General features: G+C 73.5%; 18 protein-coding genes. 9 read left to right on the forward strand and 9 right to left on the reverse strand.

Annotated features, from left to right (window positions below; all coding sequences use genetic code 11):
* Positions 1–44: 44 nt before the first annotated feature.
* A complete protein-coding gene (locus ACFVTF_RS04820; RefSeq protein WP_387809023.1) occupies positions 45–653 on the forward strand; it encodes an NADPH-dependent FMN reductase in 609 nt (202 codons plus the stop codon).
* Positions 654–1252: 599 nt separating this feature from the next.
* On the opposite strand, the gene ACFVTF_RS04825 is transcribed toward ACFVTF_RS04820, so the two are convergent.
* From ACFVTF_RS04825 to ACFVTF_RS04835, 3 genes are all read right to left on the reverse strand, one after another.
* The gene (locus ACFVTF_RS04825; RefSeq protein WP_387809025.1) at positions 1253–2797 is read right to left on the reverse strand and encodes an SMI1/KNR4 family protein; all 1545 of its coding nucleotides are present in this window, start codon (positions 2795–2797) and stop codon (positions 1253–1255) included.
* A gap of 178 nt (positions 2798–2975) precedes the next feature.
* Positions 2976–4250 carry a transcriptional regulator gene (locus ACFVTF_RS04830; RefSeq protein ID WP_387809028.1) on the reverse strand — a complete coding sequence of 425 codons (1275 nt, stop codon included), beginning with the start codon at positions 4248–4250 and terminating at the stop codon, positions 2976–2978.
* 491 nt (positions 4251–4741) lie between these two features.
* Positions 4742–5227, reverse strand: a complete 486-nt coding sequence (locus tag ACFVTF_RS04835; RefSeq protein ID WP_387809031.1) for an FBP domain-containing protein — start codon at positions 5225–5227, stop codon at positions 4742–4744.
* A 71-nt stretch (positions 5228–5298) separates the two neighbouring features.
* Between ACFVTF_RS04835 and ACFVTF_RS04840 the strand changes: the two genes are divergently transcribed.
* Entirely contained in the window at positions 5299–5868 is a 570-nt protein-coding gene (locus tag ACFVTF_RS04840; protein WP_387809032.1) for a TetR/AcrR family transcriptional regulator, read from the forward strand.
* Between the two features lie 10 nt (positions 5869–5878).
* On the opposite strand, the gene ACFVTF_RS04845 is transcribed toward ACFVTF_RS04840, so the two are convergent.
* Positions 5879–7351, reverse strand: a complete 1473-nt coding sequence (locus ACFVTF_RS04845; protein WP_387809035.1) for a pyridoxal phosphate-dependent decarboxylase family protein — start codon at positions 7349–7351, stop codon at positions 5879–5881.
* 703 nt (positions 7352–8054) lie between these two features.
* Between ACFVTF_RS04845 and ACFVTF_RS04850 the strand changes: the two genes are divergently transcribed.
* From ACFVTF_RS04850 to ACFVTF_RS04860, 3 genes are all read left to right on the forward strand, one after another.
* Entirely contained in the window at positions 8055–8783 is a 729-nt protein-coding gene (locus tag ACFVTF_RS04850) for a hypothetical protein (protein WP_387809038.1), read from the forward strand.
* Positions 8784–8961: 178 nt separating this feature from the next.
* Positions 8962–9909, forward strand: a complete 948-nt coding sequence (locus ACFVTF_RS04855; RefSeq protein WP_387809041.1) for a DUF1259 domain-containing protein — start codon at positions 8962–8964, stop codon at positions 9907–9909.
* A gap of 85 nt (positions 9910–9994) precedes the next feature.
* Positions 9995–10648: a GAP family protein gene (locus ACFVTF_RS04860; RefSeq protein WP_387809044.1), complete on the forward strand. Its 654-nt coding sequence runs from the start codon at positions 9995–9997 to the stop codon at positions 10646–10648.
* A gap of 61 nt (positions 10649–10709) precedes the next feature.
* Here ACFVTF_RS04860 and ACFVTF_RS04865 read toward each other — a convergent pair whose 3' ends face one another.
* The 5 genes from ACFVTF_RS04865 to ACFVTF_RS04885 all read right to left on the reverse strand — a co-directional run bounded on the left by ACFVTF_RS04865 (position 10710) and on the right by ACFVTF_RS04885 (position 16300).
* Positions 10710–11567, reverse strand: coding sequence for a universal stress protein (locus ACFVTF_RS04865; RefSeq protein ID WP_387809047.1), 858 nt, complete (start codon positions 11565–11567; stop codon positions 10710–10712).
* Positions 11568–11735: 168 nt separating this feature from the next.
* The gene (locus ACFVTF_RS04870) at positions 11736–14339 is read right to left on the reverse strand and encodes an ABC transporter permease (protein WP_387809049.1); all 2604 of its coding nucleotides are present in this window, start codon (positions 14337–14339) and stop codon (positions 11736–11738) included.
* Positions 14336–15136, reverse strand: a complete 801-nt coding sequence (locus ACFVTF_RS04875; RefSeq protein WP_387809052.1) for an ABC transporter ATP-binding protein — start codon at positions 15134–15136, stop codon at positions 14336–14338. The genes ACFVTF_RS04870 and ACFVTF_RS04875 overlap by 4 nt, the downstream gene beginning before the upstream one ends.
* 105 nt (positions 15137–15241) lie before the next feature.
* Positions 15242–15403 carry a hypothetical protein gene (locus tag ACFVTF_RS04880; RefSeq protein ID WP_387809054.1) on the reverse strand — a complete coding sequence of 54 codons (162 nt, stop codon included), beginning with the start codon at positions 15401–15403 and terminating at the stop codon, positions 15242–15244.
* Between the two features lie 237 nt (positions 15404–15640).
* On the reverse strand, positions 15641–16300 hold the full coding sequence (locus ACFVTF_RS04885) for a 1,4-alpha-glucan branching protein (protein WP_387809056.1): 660 nt from the start codon (positions 16298–16300) through the stop codon (positions 15641–15643).
* 363 nt (positions 16301–16663) lie between these two features.
* Between ACFVTF_RS04885 and ACFVTF_RS04890 the strand changes: the two genes are divergently transcribed.
* The 4 genes from ACFVTF_RS04890 (at position 16664) to ACFVTF_RS04905 (ending at position 19417) form a co-directional block, all read left to right on the forward strand.
* Entirely contained in the window at positions 16664–17038 is a 375-nt protein-coding gene (locus tag ACFVTF_RS04890) for a VOC family protein (protein ID WP_387809058.1), read from the forward strand.
* Between the two features lie 5 nt (positions 17039–17043).
* Complete coding sequence (locus ACFVTF_RS04895) at positions 17044–17385, forward strand: ArsR/SmtB family transcription factor (protein WP_387809060.1); 342 nt, start codon at positions 17044–17046, stop codon at positions 17383–17385.
* Entirely contained in the window at positions 17382–17888 is a 507-nt protein-coding gene (locus tag ACFVTF_RS04900; protein WP_387809062.1) for an SRPBCC domain-containing protein, read from the forward strand. Before ACFVTF_RS04895 ends, ACFVTF_RS04900 begins: the two co-directional genes overlap by 4 nt.
* A 260-nt stretch (positions 17889–18148) precedes the next feature.
* Positions 18149–19417 carry an MFS transporter gene (locus ACFVTF_RS04905; protein WP_387809064.1) on the forward strand — a complete coding sequence of 423 codons (1269 nt, stop codon included), beginning with the start codon at positions 18149–18151 and terminating at the stop codon, positions 19415–19417.
* Positions 19418–19466: the final 49 nt, after the last annotated feature.

Consider the following 19466-nt stretch of genomic DNA (forward strand, 5'->3'; position numbering starts at 1 on the left):
GGGCTGTGCGGCGGCACCCGAACAGCACACGGCAGGAGACCGACATGGACCACACCCAGAATCCGGACACCCGGACCGCACCGCAGCCCGGTGACCGGATCGCCGTCGTGGTCGGCAGCACCCGCCCGACCCGGATCTGCCCCGGCATCGCCGAATGGATCCGCACCGAGCTCCAGCAGGACAGCCCCCTGACCTACGAGCTGCTCGACCTCGCCGACATCGACCTCCCCCTTCTCGACGAGCCGCTGAAGGCCGCACTCCAGCAGTACGAACACGAGCACACCCGCCAGTGGAGCCGCACCGTCAGCTCCTACAGCGGCTTCGTGTTCGTCTTCCCGCAGTACAACTGGGGCTACCCCGCCGTCCTGAAGAACGCCCTCGACTTCCTCTACCGCGAGTGGCACGACAAGCCGGCCGCCGTCGCCAGTTACGGCACCCGCGGCGGGAACAAGGGAGTCGCCCAACTCCTCGGCGTCCTCCAGGGCCTGCACATGCGCGCCCTGGACAGCCACCTGGAACTGGTGATCACCGACGCCGACGTGGACGAGGACTGGCAGCTCAAGAACATCGAGGCCACCCTCCACCCCTACCGCGACCAGACCAGGGCCATCAACGAGCAGATGCTTGAAGCCCTCCAGGACGACCAGCAGTAGAACCGGCACCCCGCACGGCGCACACGGACCAGCCAGACGGCCCGGTGGCAGGACATGATGCGCCGGTTCGGGCGAGCGCGGCGGTTCGGGTGGTGTCGGCGGGACAGGGGCCGTCACCGGGGCCGCGCCTCCGGCGCCCACTGTCACCCCGCCCGCCGGTACCGGTGTCGGAAGCAGCGGTGCCGGCGACACGGGAGGCACGGGAGGGGGCGGCGGCTCCACAGGGGGTCCCTCCAGCCCGAGTTGACAGCCTGGTGGCAGCGGGACCGGCGGCCAAACCGGCCGGACGGGTAGCCGAGGTGGCCCCGGCTACGTCCTGATCACCTGGTAGGAAATACCCGTGGCTGGGCCTTCGCCGGGCATCAACCGCCGTGCGCTACGTCACCGCGCCCACCCGGAGCGAATCGCCAAGCTTCCCAGGTCGGGGGCGGGCTGCGCGGACGCTCGGGAGCGTCCGCGCAGCCCAGGGGCGGGACAGCGTGAGCCTGCGGATTCTGACCGGCTCTGCCGTCGTGCCCCTTCCGGGGTGAACGCCTCGCGACGTTCAACCGGCCGAGGTCGCGCCGGTACCGGCCTGGTGGACAGGTGTGGTCACAGCGTCAGGAGGCGTCCTCGATGGTGCCGGAGAGCCGGTGGGCGTTGGAGGTGTCGACGCCGAGGGCAGCGAGCAGGTCGAGGACGGCGGTGAGGGGTGGGGCTCCGGCCATGCGAGCGGCTGCAAGGTGGGTGGGGAGTCGGCCGGTGGCGATCAGGGCTGTCCACTGGGTGGCGGAGAGGGCGAGGTAGCGCAGGCCGGGGAGATCGGCCAGCAACGCCAAGTCCGCGGTGGGGCAACGGGACAGGTCGAGGGAAAGCAGTTCGGGGAGGGTGCGCAGCGGGGCGAGGTCGATCAGGGTCTCGGAGCCGACGGCGAGTGAGGCGAGGTGCGGGTGGCCGGTGAGCGGTATGAGGTCGGCCTCGGGGGCGAGGTCGATGGACAGGTCCTCGATGGGGAGTGCTGTTGCGGGGGACAGGTCGGTGGTGGCGCAGCGGTTGAGGTGCAGGCGCCGCAGGTGCGGGGTGGCGGAGAGCGGGGCGAGGTCGACGGGTGACGGGGCGTCGTTGAGGTGGATCGCCTGGACGCCCGGCGCGAGCCGTTCGTCCAGGGCCGAGACCACCAGCTGGCGCGAGTCGTTCCCGGACTGCTGCGGGGCGTGCGGATCGGGCTGGCCCAGGATCTGGCCGAGCCAGGCGGTGACGGAGGAGGCGACGTAGCGCGGGCCGCCGTTGAAGTCCCGGCCGACTTCGATCACCTGGCCGGGGCGGCCGTCCGCGGCCGGTGCGAGGTCCACGGCGAAGAAGTTCCCGTCGCACCAGGTGGCGAAGGGAAGCCAGCCCGGATGGCCCGAGCAGCGGCGCACGGTGTTCGGCGGGTCGGCGTCGAAGATCACCTTCTTCCAGTCGAGTTCCCAGCCGAACCAGGTCGGGACGCCGATGTAGTCGTCGCGCCGGGCCAGGGCTCTGTCGAGCGGCAGCCAGTAGTAGCCGGCCAGAGCCTCGTTGTCGCCGTCCCCGTCGGCCTCCAGGTAGAGGGCCCGCAGGTCTGCGGGCAGCGGCCGGTCGAGGTGGCGCTCGGCGGCGGCGAGCTGCTCCTCGGTGACGGGCGCGGGCATCTTCGGTTCCGCGCCGGAGCGTTCGGCGTGCTGCCGGAGTACGGCCCGCAGTCGCTCGACCGCCTGCGCAGGGTCCCCGGCCTGGCGCAGCTCGGACGGTTCTGCGTCGTCGGCCGTGCCTGGTTCGGACGGTTCGAAGTCGGGGTCGAGAGTCAGTGTCCAGCCGTCCTCGGGGCCGCCCCCGGGCCGTATCGCGTCCCGGAACACCAGCAGCTCGAAGGCGCCCGACGGGTGGCAGGTCAACTCCAGGGCGATGCCCTCCCAGCCATGGCTGTCCCGGAACCGGGACACCAGCGAGGCGAGGCCCTGGTGCGGGAACGGCGTCCGGAAGAAGGAGCCCGGACGGCTCGGCACCACGTACCCGCCGCCGGACAGACCGACGCCCCCTCGGCTCCCGTGCCCGCGCAGCACGCACTTCGTCCAGCCCTCCGGCGCCTGTGCGACGACCTCCGCCGTGATCTGCCGCGCCGCCTGTTCCACCGTCAGGTCCATGCCCACTCTTTCGTCCGCGCTGTTCGGACGATCATGTCAGCAGGGTGCGACAGAGCGACCGGTAGCCAGCGTCGACGAGCGAACAGATGCTGCGGAAGGACTGCCGCTGCCGACGCACCACCGGGCCGTCCCGGAAGGGCGCGCCGCCGGCGCCGGAGGGGGTCGGCCTGATTCGTCCTCAGCCCGTGAGGGCTTGCCCGAGCCGGCCGTGGGCCACCCCCGGCAGCGACTGTTGGAGGGCCTCGGCGCGGGTGCGGACCAGGCCGTCGCGGTAGGCGTCCGGCAGGTTCTCCCACACGCTGATGGCCTTGTCCGCCGCTGCGGTGGGGTCGCCGTCGGCGCTCATGCACGCTGCGGCGTCCATCTCCAGCAGGGCCCGGGTCATCACCGACGGCGACCGCGTCAGGGCGAGGGCGGCTTCCTGCTCACCGTAGGCGTCACGGGTGCGGCCCATGATCGTGAACGCCTGGCTGAGGTGGACGTGGTGCTTCTGCATCGGGTAGTCGAACCAGGTGTCGGCGGCCTGGGCGCCGTCGAGGTGTTCGGCGATGTCGCGCGCGTCGGCGACTGCCAGGAGCGCACCTTCCTGGTTTCCGGCGGCGGCCAGGGCTCGGGCGGTGACGGCGGCGGCCAAGGCGGCCGCGGCGGTCGGCGTCTGCCCGCTCTCGAAGCGGGCGCGCATGGCGAGGCCGGCGGCGGCGTTCGGGGCACCGTAGTTGAGGTGGACCATCGCGTGACGGCCGAGGACCCAGGCGAGCATCTGCCGGTCGCCGCACTCGCGGGCGGCCTGCTCGGCGGTGGTGAACCAGCCGTGCGCGTCCCGATGGTCGCCGCGGTCGTGCTGGATGATCGCGACCAGCCCGGTGATCCCGGCGGCCGTGCGGGCGAGGCCGGCACGTTCGGTGGCCGGGTGCGGGCGGCCGAGGACGTCGCGCAGGAGGCCGAGGTCGTCCTTCATCCGGCTCAGGACGGTGGTCGGGGGCCGCCCGCGGTAGCCGCCGCGGTGGCGCTCGAACGCTCCGTCGAGGTAGGCGAGGTCACCGGCATCCGAGCCGGAGAGTCCCGCGTCGATGCCCTCGCGCGCCTCGGCGATGCCGGGCAGGGCCACAGCCCCCGTCGCCAGCGCCGCCACTCCGAGGAAGTTTCTGCGCTTCACCGTTGTGCCCTCCTCCCGATCGACGCCGTCCGCGCGGCGCGCGCTCCTGCGCCAGTGTCTGGACTCTGCCACGGCTCGGACGATCTCCTGCACCGCCAGCCCGTATCCGTCCGCGAGCAGGGGATGCCACCGGGGAGTCGGCAGGCGTTTCTCCGTCTCCCATCGTTTCAGGTTCTCCGGGTCGAACCGCTCCCCGTCCTGGAACTGCTCCAGGAACAGGGCCTGTTCATCCCGGGAACGGCCGGTGGCTTCCCTGCGTTCGCGCAGCAGCACCCCGATGCCGTCTGGTGCCATCATGCCCGCCCCCTAAGCATCTGAGCCTCCAGTTTCCCGGAGCTGGCCCCCTAAAGTGGCCCCTGGCGCAAGAATCGGCCCCTTCCTGGCACCAGTAGGACTGGTACCGACTGGAGTTGACTGACAATCATTTACTGGATCGATCAGGTGAAGCCCGTTCCTTCCCTGCCTCTGGCGAGTTGGAGTCTCCCCGTCACAACCCTGACCCCCGAAAGGTCGGTCAGGGTGGGTGTCGGCGTCGATGACGAGGACGGCGTCGCCGATTCCCGCGTGGTGCCAGCCGGTGCTGAATCAGAACCTCTCCGGGCCCGGCGCGAACCCCTGGGCCGTCATGTAGCGATACCCGGTCGCGATCCGGGCGGCGGGACCACCCCTTGGGAGTGGATGAGGTGTGGCTCACCCCGGATACCGGCCCCGCTGCGGCGGGGACGGTGTCCGGGGTGATGTGGGCCGGCGGTGTGGGGCGATGTGGCCGGGCGGTGTTCCGCCGTGGGTCACGCGGTGACCTTGGCGACGAAGGCGGCGACGTTGGCCATGGTGCGCCGGATCTTCTCCTCGACGGTGAGTGACTCGTGGAGCCGGGTGCCGGTCTCGCGCTTGCCGCGAACGTAGAGCGAGCAGGCGAGGTCGCTGCACATGTAGGCGCCGACGGAGTTGCCCTGCTTGCCGGCTTTCCCGGCCAGGGGCGCGACCAGCAGCGAGACGCCGCCGGTGTGGGTGGTCACGCAGAGCGAACAGATGCTGCGCCGGGCCTGCCAGGACGCGGCGCCGGAGGAGCGCAGCGCGACCGCCACCGCGCGGCCGTCCAACTCGGCCGCGAGGTAGGCGCGGTCGGGCGCCTGCGGGTCGCGCCACCCGAGGAAGTCCAGGTCGTCCCAGGGCTGTTCGGCCAGGTCGCGGGGGATGTGCAGGCGCTTCGCCTCGCCCTTGGTGCAGTTCACGAAGGCGGCACGGATCTCTTGGTCGGTCAACGGCTTCATAGGAGCCAACGTAAATTACCTAGGACTATTAGGCAAATGTATAATGGCCTCAGTCGATCGGAGGGAAGGCCATGGCACGCGTAGGACTGAACGCGGAACGACTCACCCGGGCGGGAGCGGAACTGGCCGACGAGGTCGGCTTCGACAAGGTCACGGTCTCGGCGCTGGCACGACACTTCGGCGTCAAGGACGCGAGCCTGTACTCGCACGTCAAGAACTCCCAGGACCTCAAGACCAGGATCGCCCTGCTCGCACTCGAGGAACTCGCCGACCGGGTCGCCGCCGCCCTGGCCGGACGCGCCGGCAAGGACGCCCTGGCCGCCTTCGCCAACGCCTACCGCGACTACGCTCGCGAACACCCCGGCCGCTACGCTGCCGCGCAGCTCGAACTCGACCCCGAGACCGCGCGCGCCAGCGCCGGCGTCCGGCACTCCCAGATGACCCGCGCGATCCTGCGCGGCTACGACCTCGCGGAACCCGACGAGACCGACGCCGTCCGGCTGCTCGGCAGCACCTTCCACGGCTACGTGGCCCTGGAGCGGGCCGGGAGCTTCCAGCACACTCCGCGCGGCACGGAGGACACCTGGGCGCGCATCCTCGACGCCCTGGACGCACTGCTGCGCAACTGGCCGACGGCCTGACCGCCGGTCGTCACCGCGACGTGGGTGAGCCCGAGCCCGAGCCCGAGCCCGCCCCAGGCCCGGCGGCAGGTGACCGGCGGTCGGTGTCGGCGTCGGCGGCGTGGAGGACTTCGCGGACCAACAGGTCGAGGTCGTCGGTGGTGGTGCGGTAGTTGCACAGACAGGCGCGCAGGACGGTGCGGCCCCGCACGGCGACGGTGGCGAGGTAGGCGCGTCCGCCGTCCTGGACGCGGCGGGCGACGCGGGTGTGCAGGGCGTCCGGGTCGCCGACGTCCGGCTCGGCGATGCGGAAGCAGGCGACCGGCCACGGGCCGCCCGCCAGCAGCTCCAGCCGCGGTTCGGCGGAGATCCGGTCGCGCAACTGATCGGCGAGGCCCAGGTAGTGCTCGATCAAGCCGGTGACGCCGTCGCGGCCCAGGTGCTGCAACGTGGCCCACAGGGCCATTGCCCGGGTGCCGGGCCGGGTCAGCTCGATCGTGGCGTGGGAGAGCCACGGCAGCGCGTCCGGTTCGGCGGCGGCGAGGTAGGAGGCCTGGTGCGCGAAGGCGGTGTGCAGGTGCTCGGGGTCCGGGAGCAGCAGTGCTCCGCAGCCGACCGGCACGCTGAGCGTCTTGTGCGGGTCCACGGTCATCGAATCGAGGTCACCGACGCCCCGGTAGAGGGGCGCCAGGGCCGGCACGGCAGCGCCCAGCCCGCCCCAGGCCCCGTCCGCGTGATGCCACATGCCGACCTTCCGGCACAGCTGCGTGACCGGTTCGAGCGGGTCGACGGCTCCGGTCGCGGTGGTGCCCAGCGTGCTGACGGTGCAGAACGGCAGCAGTCCCGCATCCAGGTCGGCGGCGACCGCGGCGCGCAGCGCGGCGGGGTCCAGGCGGTCGTGCGCGTCGGCGGCGATGGGGCGCAGCCGATGGGTGGGCAGGCCGATGCAGGAGGCCGCCTTGGCGACGGACATGTGTGCCCGGGCGCTGTAGTAGAGGGTGAGCCGGGCATGGTCGCGGTCGTAGGCGGGGCCGTCGCCGGAGCCCCGGAGGGTGAGGAACCAGGTGCGGGCGGTGGCGAGGGCCAGCAGGTTGGCCATGGAGCCGCCGCTGGTCAGCACCCCGCCGGTGCCGTCGGGCAGTCCGGCCAGGCCTGCGAGCATGCGTACGGTGCCGCGTTCCAGGTCCATGAGGGCGTTCTCGCCCATGCCGCAGGTCGCGTTGACGGTGCCGGCCAGCAGTTCGGCGATGACTCCGGCCGGTGCGGGCGGCGAGTTCACCCAGGCGAAGAACGCGGGGTGCCCGTTCCCGGTCGGGAACGGGGCGATCTCGTCCCGTACGAAGTCCAGCACCCGGCCCAGGTCCCCGGCTTGTCGGTCGAGCCGCCCCTCGCGCAGCCGCGCCCGCTGCTTCGCGGGCATCGGACGGGCCACCGGGCCGGCCGGCAGCTCGTTCAGGTAGTCGGCCACCCACTGGGCCGCGGCGGCGAGTTCGTCCCGCAGCACCTTGGGGTGGACCGCGGGCGGCGGTTGGTCCGAAGGCAGGAGGTTTCGCCAAACCGGGCCGGGTTCAGCTCGCGCAAGGGGCGGGTCATGGTGGGGCGGGCCTTTCGTCGTCTCGTCGTCGCAGGGCCCCCTGGTCCGCTCAGCGAGGCCGTGATCGTAACGAGCGGCCCCTGCGGGCCGACACGCCGACCGGCGCAACTCGGTTGTGCGGCCTGCGGTTGTCGCCTGGAATCGAACAGGGCGGGTGGGGCAGGAAGTTCCGCCCCACGCGCACGGCCGGTCACCAGGAGTGCCGGTCGACGGATCGGTCCGGGTGGCCTGGCGAACCCGTGTGCGAAGCCGGGGCGGCGTCCGATAGCGTGCACGAAGGAGTGCCGGGAAGCCTGGTCGGCAACAAGGGACAGTTGTGTCCGCAGGTCGGTCCGGGGGCGGTGTGCGTGGCGCTCGACGCGAGGTCCGCCGGCACGCCGTCGGCCCGGCTCCGGCTGCGGACCCGCCGCCCCTCGCGTCGGCCCCGGCCCCTTCAGGCGTTACACACCGTCCACAGGGCTTCCGTGGACTTCGGGCAGATTCCGAGAACTGAGACACCGTCCGGCGTTCCGGCCGCCCGGTGCCGTCCGACCCCGGAAGGGGCGGGGCGGCACGCCCCGGCGACGGCAGCCCGGGTGCTCGGGCCACGCACCGGACCGGGGGGAGAACCGTCATGACCCACCGTCCCTCACCATGGACCCGCACCGGCGGCGCGCTGCTCGCTGCGGCGGCACTCGTCCCGGCAGCGGCCGCCTGGTACGTGTTCGCCGTCCGGATGCCGGACGACACCGAGCGGTCCCGCTCGTACGCGGCCGCCGCGACCTGCCCGGCCGAAAGCCCGGGCACGGCGGTCGAGGAATGCGTGCGCACCGTGCCGTTCACCGTCAGCGGCACGGTCCTCCGGCACAAGGACCACCTGGCGACGCTGGACGGCGCGCCGTCCTGGAGCGGCACGGTGCGGTTCGGCAACCCCGGGCCGCTGCTGGAGGACCTGAAGCCCGGCGACCGGGTGGACGGCGCGGTGTGGCGCGGCCAGGTGATGCGCCTGGAGCGGGCCGGCGTCGCGCAGGCCTCCGTCGACGAGCCCCGCGAAGAGGCGCAGCTCATCGCCGGGCTGGGCACTGCCGTCGCGCTGCTGGCGGTGCTCGCCGCCGCCCTGGGCGCGCTGCTGTTCACCGGCCGTCCCACCACGTTTGCCCTCGCCCGGGCGCTCGTCTTCTGGACGCTGTTCTCCTGCGTCATGCCCGCGGTGCTCGCGTTCTGGGCCGGCCTGCCGTGGTGGTCGGTGCCGGTGGCGGCCGTCCCGGCCGCGCTGTTCGCGGCGGAGGCGGTGCGGCGCCGGAACGCACGGAAGGTCCCGGGGGAACCGCAGGGGTTCGTGGACGGCCATCTGCCTGCTTGACCCTCCGGCAGCCGGTGCGGTTGCCGCCGTCTCCCCGCCTCGGCCTCCCAGGCTCCGGCGCGTTCGCCCGGTCCGGCGTGGCGCTTCAGCGGTTCGGTGACCCCGCCCGGTTTCATGGTCCCGACCGGTTGTCTGGGAGAGGGTTGTCGTGGTGAGCGGAGTTCCGGCGCGAGGCGCCATGGATGGCCGGCTGAACCCGTCGCGTCGGCGGCTGCTGACCGTGGCGGCGGTGGCGCCGGTGCTGGCCGGCACCGCTCCGGGGACGGCTGCGGCGGGGTCGGCACGGCGGCGGAGGGTACTGCCGGTGCCGACGGCGGAAACGGACTGGACCAGGGTGGCCGACGTCCTGGGCCGGAGCGGGACGGTGGAGGACGGTGGCGTCTACCGTGTGCGCTTCGCCCGGCAGGACCTGCCGGTGACCACCTACGGCGTCACGCTGTTCCTGGGCTCCTACGCGGCATTCACCCGCTACGACGACGGCCACACCCTGGTGATGGGCAGTCTGGCGGTCACCGAGCCCGAACTGCAGCCCGCCATCGATGCGTTGAACACCGGCGGCCTCGAACTGAGCGCGGTCCACAAGCACCTGCTCGCCCACGAGCCGGCCATGTGGTGGACCCATTTCCACGGACACGCCGAGGACCCCGCGGCCCTGGCCCGCAGCGTGAAAGCCGCTCTGGCCGCCACGACCACGCCCTCCACCCCGCCGGCCGCCTCACAGCCGCGGACCGACCTGGACACCGCCGCCATCGAGGGCGAGCTGAACGCGAGGGGCGTCAACGACAGCGGGATCCACCGGTTCACCTTCAACCGCCGGGAGACGATCACCGACCACGGACGCGTCCTGCCCCCGGCCACGGGTATGACCACACTCATCAGCTTCTATCCGGTCGGCGCCCGCCGGGCCGCGGTCAACGGCGACTTCGCGATGACCGCCGGCGAGGTACAGAACGTGCTGGCAGCCCTGCGCCGCGGCGGGATCAACGTCGTCGAGCTCCACAACCACGGCCTCACGGAAGAACCCCGCCTGTTCTTCGCTCATTTCTGGGCGATCGACGACGGCGTGGTCCTGGCCCGCGCGCTGCGCGCGGCGCTGGACGCCACCAACACCACACCGGCCGTCTGACGGGGTGTCTGTCCCCCAAGCACCCCGAAGAACTCAAGGGCGGGCGCACCGGGCTCCGCGTGCAGTGGCGGGAGGAAGGTGGTCCGTGAACGTCGTGCTGAGCGAGGTGGTGCCGCTGGCCCTGGCCATCGCGTTGTCGCCGTTGCCGATCGTGCCGGCGCTCCTCTTGCTGTTCACCCCCCGGCCCAGGGCCACGGCCGGGGCCTTCCTGGCCGGGTGGGCGGCCGGAATCCTCGTGGCGGCGTCCGCGTTCACGGCGCTCGCGACCGTCATCGAGACCCGGGAGGAGACCCCGACCTGGGCGTCCTGGACCAAGGTCGTCCTCGGCGCGGTCCTGGTCCTGCTCGCCGGGCGGCAGTGGCGTTCCGGCGGCAAGAAGGGGACCCCGGCCTGGATGCGGAGCCTCACGGACGCCACGCCGGCCAAGGCCCTGCGGCTGGGCCTCCTGCTGTCGGGGGCCAACCCGAAGACCGTCCTGCTGTCCGCGGCGGCAGGGCTGACCATCGGCTCCGCCGAACTGGGTCCACCCCGTACGGTCACCGCCGTGGCGGTGTTCACCGCGCTCGCGGTCTCCACCGTCGTGCTTCCGCTGCTGCTCCACATCGCGCGGGGGGAGCAGGTGCTCACTCCGCTGGGCAGAGCCAGGACCTGGTTGGAGACCCACAACAGCACCGTCACCGCTGTGGTCCTCGCCGTGATCGGGGTGCTCCTGGTCATCGACGGTGCCGGCGGGCTGTGACCGGCGTGAGGGCCGCCTCGACGGTGGTCCCGCTCACCTGGAGGGACGGCCCCCGCAGTGGTCAGGTGTCCGGGATGACGGCGACCGGGCAGTGGACGTGGTGGATCGCGGCGTGCGCCACCGGGCCGAGGTGGGCGCCGAGAGGCAGCCGCCGGACGTGGCGGCCGAGGACGACCAGCCGGGCCGTCTCCGACGCTTCCACCAGGATGATGGCGGCGTTGCCCCGGACGAGTTCGGACGTCACGGTCACCTGGGGGTAGCGGGCCAGCCAGAGGGCCAGGACGTCGGCGAACTGCTTCCGCTCGGAGGCGGACAGCTCCTTCTCCAGCCCTCCGATGGCGTCGAACGCCATGTACTCGCTGCCGGCCGGCGGCGACCAGACATGGACGATCCGCAGGGGTGCCGAGCGGCGGGCGGCCGCCTCGAAGGCGAACGCGAGGACGTCGTCCGGCGGATGCGCGAGGTCGACGCCCACCAGGACGGGGTCGGTGGGAGCGCCCCGCTCGCCCTCACCGGCCCGGACCAGCACCACCGGGCAGGCGGCCCGGCGCAGCACCTCCTGGCTGACCGAGCCGACCAGGAAGCCGCGTACGGGCCCCAGCCCGCGGGAGCCGAGCACGAGCACGGAGGCGGTCCGGGCGGCGGTCTCCAACGCCTTGGCCGGGTCGTCGGAGACCTGGCGGGAGGAGACCTGGAGGCCGGCGTTCGTGGCGCGCAGCTCCGCCTCGCGGGCGGCCAGGGCGTCCCGGCTGCGGTTGTACACCTCGTCGGTGCCGACCGAGTCCCGCTTGGGCCAGGGCCAGGCCTGGAGGAGTTCGAGGGCGAGCCCGCGGCGCAGCGCCTCCCGGGCGGCCCACTCGGTGGCGGCGAGGCTCTCCGGCGAACCGTCGAAGCCCGCGACGACGGGACCGTGGTCCATGCTTCCTCCCGCAGGTCGTACGTGGCCGGGCACCCCGGCCAGTATCGGCGGGGGCCGCCGCCGGCGCCTCCCGGCGCCTCCCGGCGCTTCGCGGCGCAGGCCGGCTCCGCGTTCGGGGTCGGCCCGGCCGGATCGTTCACCGAGGCGGGGCGCCGGACCCGCCCCGGCTCAGTCGGTCGCCGCGAGCGGCCGGGTCCGCAGCAGGGCCCGGGCCGGCAGGGCCGTCGCCGCGAGGCAGAGCACCACGGCCGCGGCGGCCAGCGGCAGGGCGGTGCCCGGCGGGACGTACGGCGCGGTGCCCGCGAGGCCCCGGGCGATCGGCACCAGGGTGATCCAGGCGATCGCGCTGCCCAGCAGCAGCCCGGCCGCGGCCACCAGCAGCGCCTCCCAGCGCATCATGCCGCGGACCTGGCGGCGGGTGGCGCCCGCGAGGCGCAGCAGGGAGACCTCGCCGCGCCGGTCCAGGACCGTCATCACCAGCGTGTTGGCGGCGGTGATCGCCGCGAAGCCGCCGAGCACGCCCGCCATCACGGAGTTCGCCCAGTCGCCGGCCTCGCGCCGGCGGTCGGTCTGGGCGACGTACCCGGCCCGGTCGGCCACCGCGAGCCCGTAGGCCGCGCTCGTGGCGGCCGTTCCGCCGGCGGAGGCCTCGGCGGGCAGCTTCGCCAGTCGGGCGGAGACGCCGGCGCGGTCGGCGCCGGGCGCGTCCGCGACCAGGACCTGGCTGTCGTAGGCCACGCCCGCGTGCGCGGCGACGGCCTCCCGGGGCAGGACCAGCTGGCCGAAGGCGAGGCCGCGCTCGTAGGTGGCGACCACCGTCAGGTGGGCCTGGGTGCCGTCGCCGAGCCAGAAGGCGGCGCGGTCACCGGTCTTGAGGCCGAGCTTGTCGGCGAGCGCCACATCGAGGGCGACGGTGTCGGAGCCCCGGGCCAGGTCGGCGATCGAACCGGTCCGCACCCCCAGGTCGATGACCCGGGGCAGCTCGGCCGGGTCGCCGGAGACGCCGAGGGCGCCCACGGAGCGGAGCTTGCCGGCCGAGCGGTAGACGGCGCCGGTGCGCAGCACGCCCACGGCGGCGTCGACGCCCGGCACCCGGGCGGCCTGTTCGACGGTGGTGGCGGGCAGGCCGGGGCCGGGGGAGCCGAGCACGTGGTCGGCGACGATCCCGTCGCGCACCTGTTCGCCGGTGGCGTGCTGGACGCTGCTCTGGATGAACAGCATGGTGCCGCAGAAGGCGGTGACCATCGCGATGGGGGTGAGCACGGACGTCAGCCGGCGGGCGTTGGCGCGGGCGTTGTCGGCGGCCAGCGAGCCGGCGGCGCCGCCCGCGCCCGCCCGCAGCGGCAGCCCGAGCACCCCGGCGGTGATCCGGGCCACCCAGGGGCCGAGCAGGGCGATGGCCAGCAGGAAGCACATGACCACCCCGAGCGCGGTGCTGGCGGCGTTCTCGCCGTCCAGGCTCGCCGCGACCACGGTCAGCACCACGCCGCCGGCGATGGCCACCACACCGAGGACGGTCCGCACCACGCCCATGCGCGCCGGCGGCACCGACGCCTCGCCGAGGGCCTGGCTGGGCCGCAGGCCGGAGGGCCGGCGGGCGGCCAGGTGGCCGGCGGCCAGCGCGGCGAGCAGGCAGGTGGCGACGGCGACGAGCGCGGGCAGCGGGCCGACGTCCAGTCCGACGCCCTGGGGGACGGCGCCGCGCGAGGCGAGGCCGTCGAACCACCAACGGGCCAGCAGCACGCCCGGGACCAGGCCGAGCAGGCCGGCCAGGGGGGCCACCAGCACCGCCTCCGTGGCGATGGTGCGGCGGATCTGGCGGGGTGTCGCGCCGACGGCGCGCAGCAGGGCGAACTCGCGGGCCCGCTGGCCGGTGGCCAGGGCGATGGTGGACACCACGACGAAGACGGCCACCATGGTCGCGCTGCCGCCGAAGGAACCGCCGATCGCGATGAGCAGGGTCTGGCCGTCCCCGAGCGCGGGCTGCTCGACGGAGCCGCGGGTGTCGCCGGTGACCACCCTGAGCCCGGTGGGGGAGGCCCCGGCGGCGTCCCGGCCGGCGGTGTCGCGCAGCGCGTCGCGCAGTTGCCGGGCGAGGCCCTCGGCGCTGACGCCCTCGCGCGGCTGAACGGCGATGGCGTCGACGCGGCCGGGGTGGCCGGAGAGCCGGCCGGCGGTGTCGTCGGCGAACCAGGCGGTGGGGCCGGCGCTCTGCGGCGCGGCGAGGCCGGAGATCCGGTAGGTGCCGCTGCCGCCGGGTGCGGTCAGGCTCAGGCTCGTGCCCGGGGCGAGGTGGGCGTCGCGGGCGGTGGCGGCGTCGAGGACGACTTCGCCGTCGGCCGGGGCGTGGCCCTCGACCAGGGTGTCCGCGCCGCCGGCGATGCCGAGCGCCGCGTACCCGCGCCCGGTCAGGCCCGGCGTCACGGGGCCCGGCTGGACCGGGAAGGCGGAGTCCGCGCGGGCCGCCGCCACACCGGGCTGAGCGGCGACGCGCCGGGCCAGGGCGGCGTCCACCCGGGCCCGGCCGGGGACGGGCCGGTCGTAGGTCTTCTCCTTCTTGCCCGTCCTGCGGACGATCTCGACGTCCGGATCGGCCGCGACGACGACCGGCGCGTTCGCGTAGCGGACGGCAGGCACGGTGGCGGTGATGCCGGTCTGCAGCATGGTGCCGCAGGCCATGATGACCGCCGCGGCGAAGAGCAGGGCGATGAAGGTGCCCGCGAAGGAGGCGGGCCGAAAGCGCACCGAGGCGCGCGCGAGTCCGTTGCTCACGCCGCCGCCCCCAGCCGTGCGGTGGCGAGGGTGACCATCCGGTCGGCGACGGCCTTCGGATCCGGGTGGGCCAGCTCGCCCGCCAGGGCGCCGTCGGCCAGGAAGACCGCGCGGTCGGCGAACGAGGCCGCCACCGGGTCGTGCGTCACCATGACGACCGTCGCACCCATCGTGTCCACCGCGTCCCGCAGCAGGGTCAGCACCTCGTGCGCGGTGCCGGTGTCCAGCGCGCCTGTCGGCTCGTCCGCGAACACCACGTCCGGGCGGGTGATCAGCGCACGCGCGATCGCCACCCGCTGCTGCTGCCCGCCGGACAGCTGGCCCGGCCGGCGCGAGGCGTGCTCACCCAGACCGACCTGCGCGAGCAACTCCCGTGCGCTGCCGCGGTCCTGACGCTCACCGGCCAGACGCAGCGGGAGCAGCACGTTCTGCAGCACGCTCAGCGAGGGCAGCAGGTTGAACGACTGGAACACGAACCCGATCCGGCGGCGCCGCAGTTCGGTCAGCCGGTTCTCGCTCAGGCCGGTGATCTCCTCGCCGCCGAGGAACACCTCGCCCGAGGTCGGCTTGTCCAGGCCCGCGGCGCACTGGAGGAAGGTGCTCTTGCCGGAGCCGGAGGGGCCCATGACGGCGGTGAAGGTGCCGTGTCCCAGTGCCAGGTCGATGCCGCGCAGCGCGTGCACGGTCTCGTCGCCTCGCCCGTAGCCGCGCCACACCGCCCGTAACTCGATGGTGGGGCGGGTGTGGCCGACGGGTTCGGTCGGCCCGTGTGCGGAACGGTCGTGGCGGCGTGCCATGGAGTTGCCTTCCCTCGCGGATCGTCGCTGGTCGATCGACCCGACCCAGGCTAGGAACGGCGGCCACGGCGAGCCATGGAGGCTGCTGGCGGAAGGGGGGTGGGGTTAACCCCCGGGCGGTTTCCAGGGGGAGGGCCGGGCCGGCGGGCAGCGGTCCACCGCCGCGATCAGCTCCCTGATGTCGTCGGTGCGGGCGGACCCGAGCCGGCGTACGGCCTCCTCCGCGAAGCCGCCCTGCGGGCCGTCCGGGGTCGTGGCCGCGGTCACGCCCCCGGACGGGAAGCGACGATCAGGCCCGCGGCGTACATCTCCACGGCCCTGACCAGGCCCTACGGGCGTGTCTTCAAACCCCCGTCGTCCGCCCGGAGGGCGGGCGTGGCGGCGTCGGGGTGCGTGCATCGCAAGGCGGAGGAGGGAGTCCATGCGGAGCATCGGCGACTGACGACAACGCGGCGAGGTGCGTGCCCCGACGTCGGCGCGCAGGCGGGGGTTTGACGACACGCCCTAGGCGCCGGCGGCGGGGTGCAGGACGGCGAACAGGCCCTGTGCGGGCGTGCCGTCGGGCAGCTGCCAGGCGCCGCCGAGGTGGCCGGCGGTCTCCGGGGCCGGGAGGGTCGCGTCGTCGGCGGCGGGGAGCAGCACCCGGTGCAGGCGCAGGGTCGTGCCCTGGGGGGCCGTCAGCGCGGTGCCCTCCTGGTCGTCGGTGGTGTCGGTGGTGAGGTGCAGGGGGGCGTCACCGCGGTAGGAGCGGGTGACGTCCAGGTCGGGGGCGTCGCTGGTGTTCTGGGCCTGGGCTTGGGCCCGGCCCTCGATCAGGGCCGACAACTGGGCGACCAGGACCGGGTCGTGGCAGCCGTCGTAGGCCCAGCGCCGCCCCAGTTCGCCGTGCTCCATGGTGCCGACGAGGGCGTGCTCCGCGCCGTCGAGCGGGGCACCGCGGTAGGTGAGCGGGACGAAGTAGGTGGTGGGGGCGGTGCCCGAGGTGTCGGTGACCACCATGAACTCCATCCCGACCTCGCCCTGCGGGTCGTCCAGTCGGAAGCCGCCGGCCTTGGCCAGGTCCGGGGCGCCCGCGCCGGCGCGGTACCAGGGACGGGAGGGGAGCCAGGAGGTGAGCAGCTCCAGCTTGCTCGGCTGGAGGGTGGTGTTGTGGATGACGGCCATGCCGGGGGTTCTCCTCCGTTGTACGAGTGCGATGGTCATACCCTGCCACCCGTGCGGGGCTGACGGGTGGCCAGGTTCCCTCCGGCGGGCACCCGGTCCTTCGTCGCGGCCGCGCAGGAGCGGTACGGGCGCGTTGACGTGTTGGTCAACCGCGCCGGGGCGATGCCGTGAGGCCGTCCGCTACGCCGTCGCCCGGCCCGCCGGGGTGGACGTCAATGAGCTCGTCGTCCGGCCGACGGTTCAGGGGTGGGTGTCCGCACGTGGGTCCGCAAGCCGCGGGCCCTGGTGCCGTCGGACGGAAAGGATGCGTAGGGGATCTCCTACGTTTGACTGGTAGGGAAAATCCTACCTATCTTGGGGGGCATGAACATCACCCACGCCTCCTTCATCACCCTCCCCGTCGCCGACCAGGACCGGGCGCTCGCCTTCTACACCGACGTGCTCGGATTCGAGGTGCGGGTCGACCGGCAGGTCGGGCCCGCGCGCTGGTTGCAGGTCGCCCCCGTGGGCGCCCAGACCGTCTTCACGCTCTCCGGCCCGGGGACGGGCGATTTCGTGCCCGGCTCCGCGCGGGGGATCATGTTGGTCACGGCCGATGTCGACGCCGACTGCGCGAAGCTCGCCGCGGTCGGTGTGGAGGTGAGCGGCCCGGACGACGCCCCCTGGGGGCGGATGGCCGGCTTCCGGGACCTCGACGGCAACGCCCTGATGCTGCTGACGGAGAAGGAAGGCTTCTAGACGCCATGGTCACGACGGGTGCCGACGAGGACCGCGTGTTCGCCGCGCTCGCCAACGGCACCCGCCGCGAAGTGCTGCGGCTGCTGCGCGAGCGCGGCCCGCAGCCCGTCCAGGCACTCGCCGACCACTTCGACATGCGCCGCCCCAGCCTCTCGGAGCACCTGAAGGTGCTTCGGGAGGCCGGGCTGGTCTCGGAGGCGCGGTCCGGCCGACAGCGGATCTACCAGCTGGAGGCCGCCCCCTTGGCCGAGGTGCAGGACTGGCTCCATCCGTACGAGCGGTTCTGGCGCGACAGGCTCAAGGGTCTGAGCGAACTGCTCGACCGCATCCCGGACGATGAGGCATGACCTCCGCAGTCGACAGCCCCGAAGACCCGGACGACCTCACGACCGTCCGGGTCGACCAGTTCCTCGCCCACCCGCCGGCCAAGGTCTGGCGCGCCCTCACCGAGCCCGAGCTGATCGCCCAGTGGCTGATGCCCGGCGACTTCCGCCTCGAAGTCGGCCACCGCTACACGATGGCCGCCCTTCCCCGCCCCAACACCGAGTTCTCCGGCACCGTGGAGGCCGAGGTCCTCGCGTTCGAGGCCGGGCGGATGCTCAGCGTCCGGTGGGCGGACGCCTCCAGCGCCGACGCGGTCGATACCGCCGACGCCGCCAACACTGCCAACGCCACCGACTGGACGATCACCTGGACCCTGGAGCCGGAAGGACGGGGAACACGCCTGTTCCTCGTCCACGAAGGGTTCGACCCGGACGACCCGGCCCAGATGATGGCCCGCAAGATCATGGGCGCCGGCTGGCGTACGCGCGTGATGGACGCCCTCCGGGGCGTGCTCGACCGGCTGTAACCCCCAGACCGCGCCGCGTGCCGCACTCCGTGCCGCGTCGCGGGCCCTCGCCGAAGCGGCGGGGAGGGCCCGGCGGCCGCGCGGATAGGGCGTACCGGCACCAAATCGCCAGTCTGGCCGGAAAGATGGCTCGTGGTCGGCCGAATTTGCGATCTTTTGGACAAGTGAGCGATCAAGGCCTTGATCTACTACGGGGACCACCCCTAGATTGCGGTGCAATGTCACACTGAACCGACCGACACGGCGTGCCTGGGGGACCGGTGCCGGACACTGCACAGCAAGTACCGCACCAGACCATCGACAAGCTGCCCCGGGTGTTCTACCGGCTGGCACTGGGCGACGCCCTGTCCACGTACGGGAGCCAGCTCGACCTGGTGGCGCTCAGCCTGTTCGCCTACGAGGCGGCCGGGAACGCGCTCGGCACGGCCGGGTACCTGATCATCCGACTGGCCGGCGGCCTCGTCGGCGGGCTGGTCTCCGGGCGCCTGGTGGCCCGGACCGACCGGCGGCGGCTGATGACGGGCTGCGCGCTGGCCCAGGCGCTGGCCCTGGTCGTGGTGGCCTTCGCGCCGGTCCCGGCACGCATCCCGGTGCTCTACTCGCTCGCGCTGGTCTTCGGCGGCGCGGCCGCGGTGTGCGCCGTCGCGCTGCGGACCAGCATCCCGGAGATGGTCGGCTCCGAGCGCAGGGCCCGTGCCAACAGCCTGATGGCCAGCTGCCGTTCGGCCGCCATGGTGCTCGGCTTCGCCTCCGCCGGCGTGGTGGTGGCCTGGGCCGGGTTCCGCGCGGCGCTGCTCATCGACGCGTCCAGCTTCCTGGTGTTCGCGGTGGTGGTGTTCCGGCTGCCGCTGCGCACCCGGGCCGAGCCCGTCGAGCAGCCTGCCGCGGAGCCGGCTGATCCCGCTGACGCCGCAGGGGCGAAGCGGCTCGGTAGCCGGTGGCAGGCGCTGATCGTCCTGCGGGCCGCCCCGGTGGTCGGCGCGATGGCGGCGATCCGGCTGCTGGACGCCTTCGGCTCGGCCGCGCACAACATCAGCCTGCCGGTCTTCGCCAACCAGCACTCTCCCGGCAACCCGGCCGCGCTGCTGGGCATGTTCTGGGCCACCTGGGCGGTCGGCAACCTCGGCGCCCAGCAGTTGGTCTCCCGGCTCCTGCTGCGCCGGGGCATCGAACCGGGCGAGCGCGCCTTCGCCCTGGGCACCTGTCTGATGTCCGGCTGCTTCATCCTGGTCTTCACCGGGCTGCCGACTCCGCTGTTCCTGCTGGCGGCGATCGGCGCCGGGCTCGGCGACGGCTTCACCGAGATCTCGTACACCACCCGGATCCAGGCCCTCGCCGACGAACGGCGCGGCCAGGCCTTCGGGCTGCTGACCTCCGCCGAGAACGTCGGCATGGGCACCGGAATGCTGCTGAGCGGATCGCTGCTGGCGCTGCTCAGCCCGCTGACCGTGGTCGGCGTCTCGCACGCCGTCCCGATCGTGCTGGCGCTCGGCTTCCTGGTCGTGGTCGCCCGGTCCCGCAAACGCTGAACCCGCCGCCCCGCCGCAGTCACCCCAAAGCACCCCGACGCTCCCCATC

Origin of the sequence: Kitasatospora sp. NPDC057940 (assembly GCF_042887425.1) — a bacterium.
Taxonomy (GTDB): domain Bacteria; phylum Actinomycetota; class Actinomycetes; order Streptomycetales; family Streptomycetaceae; genus Kitasatospora.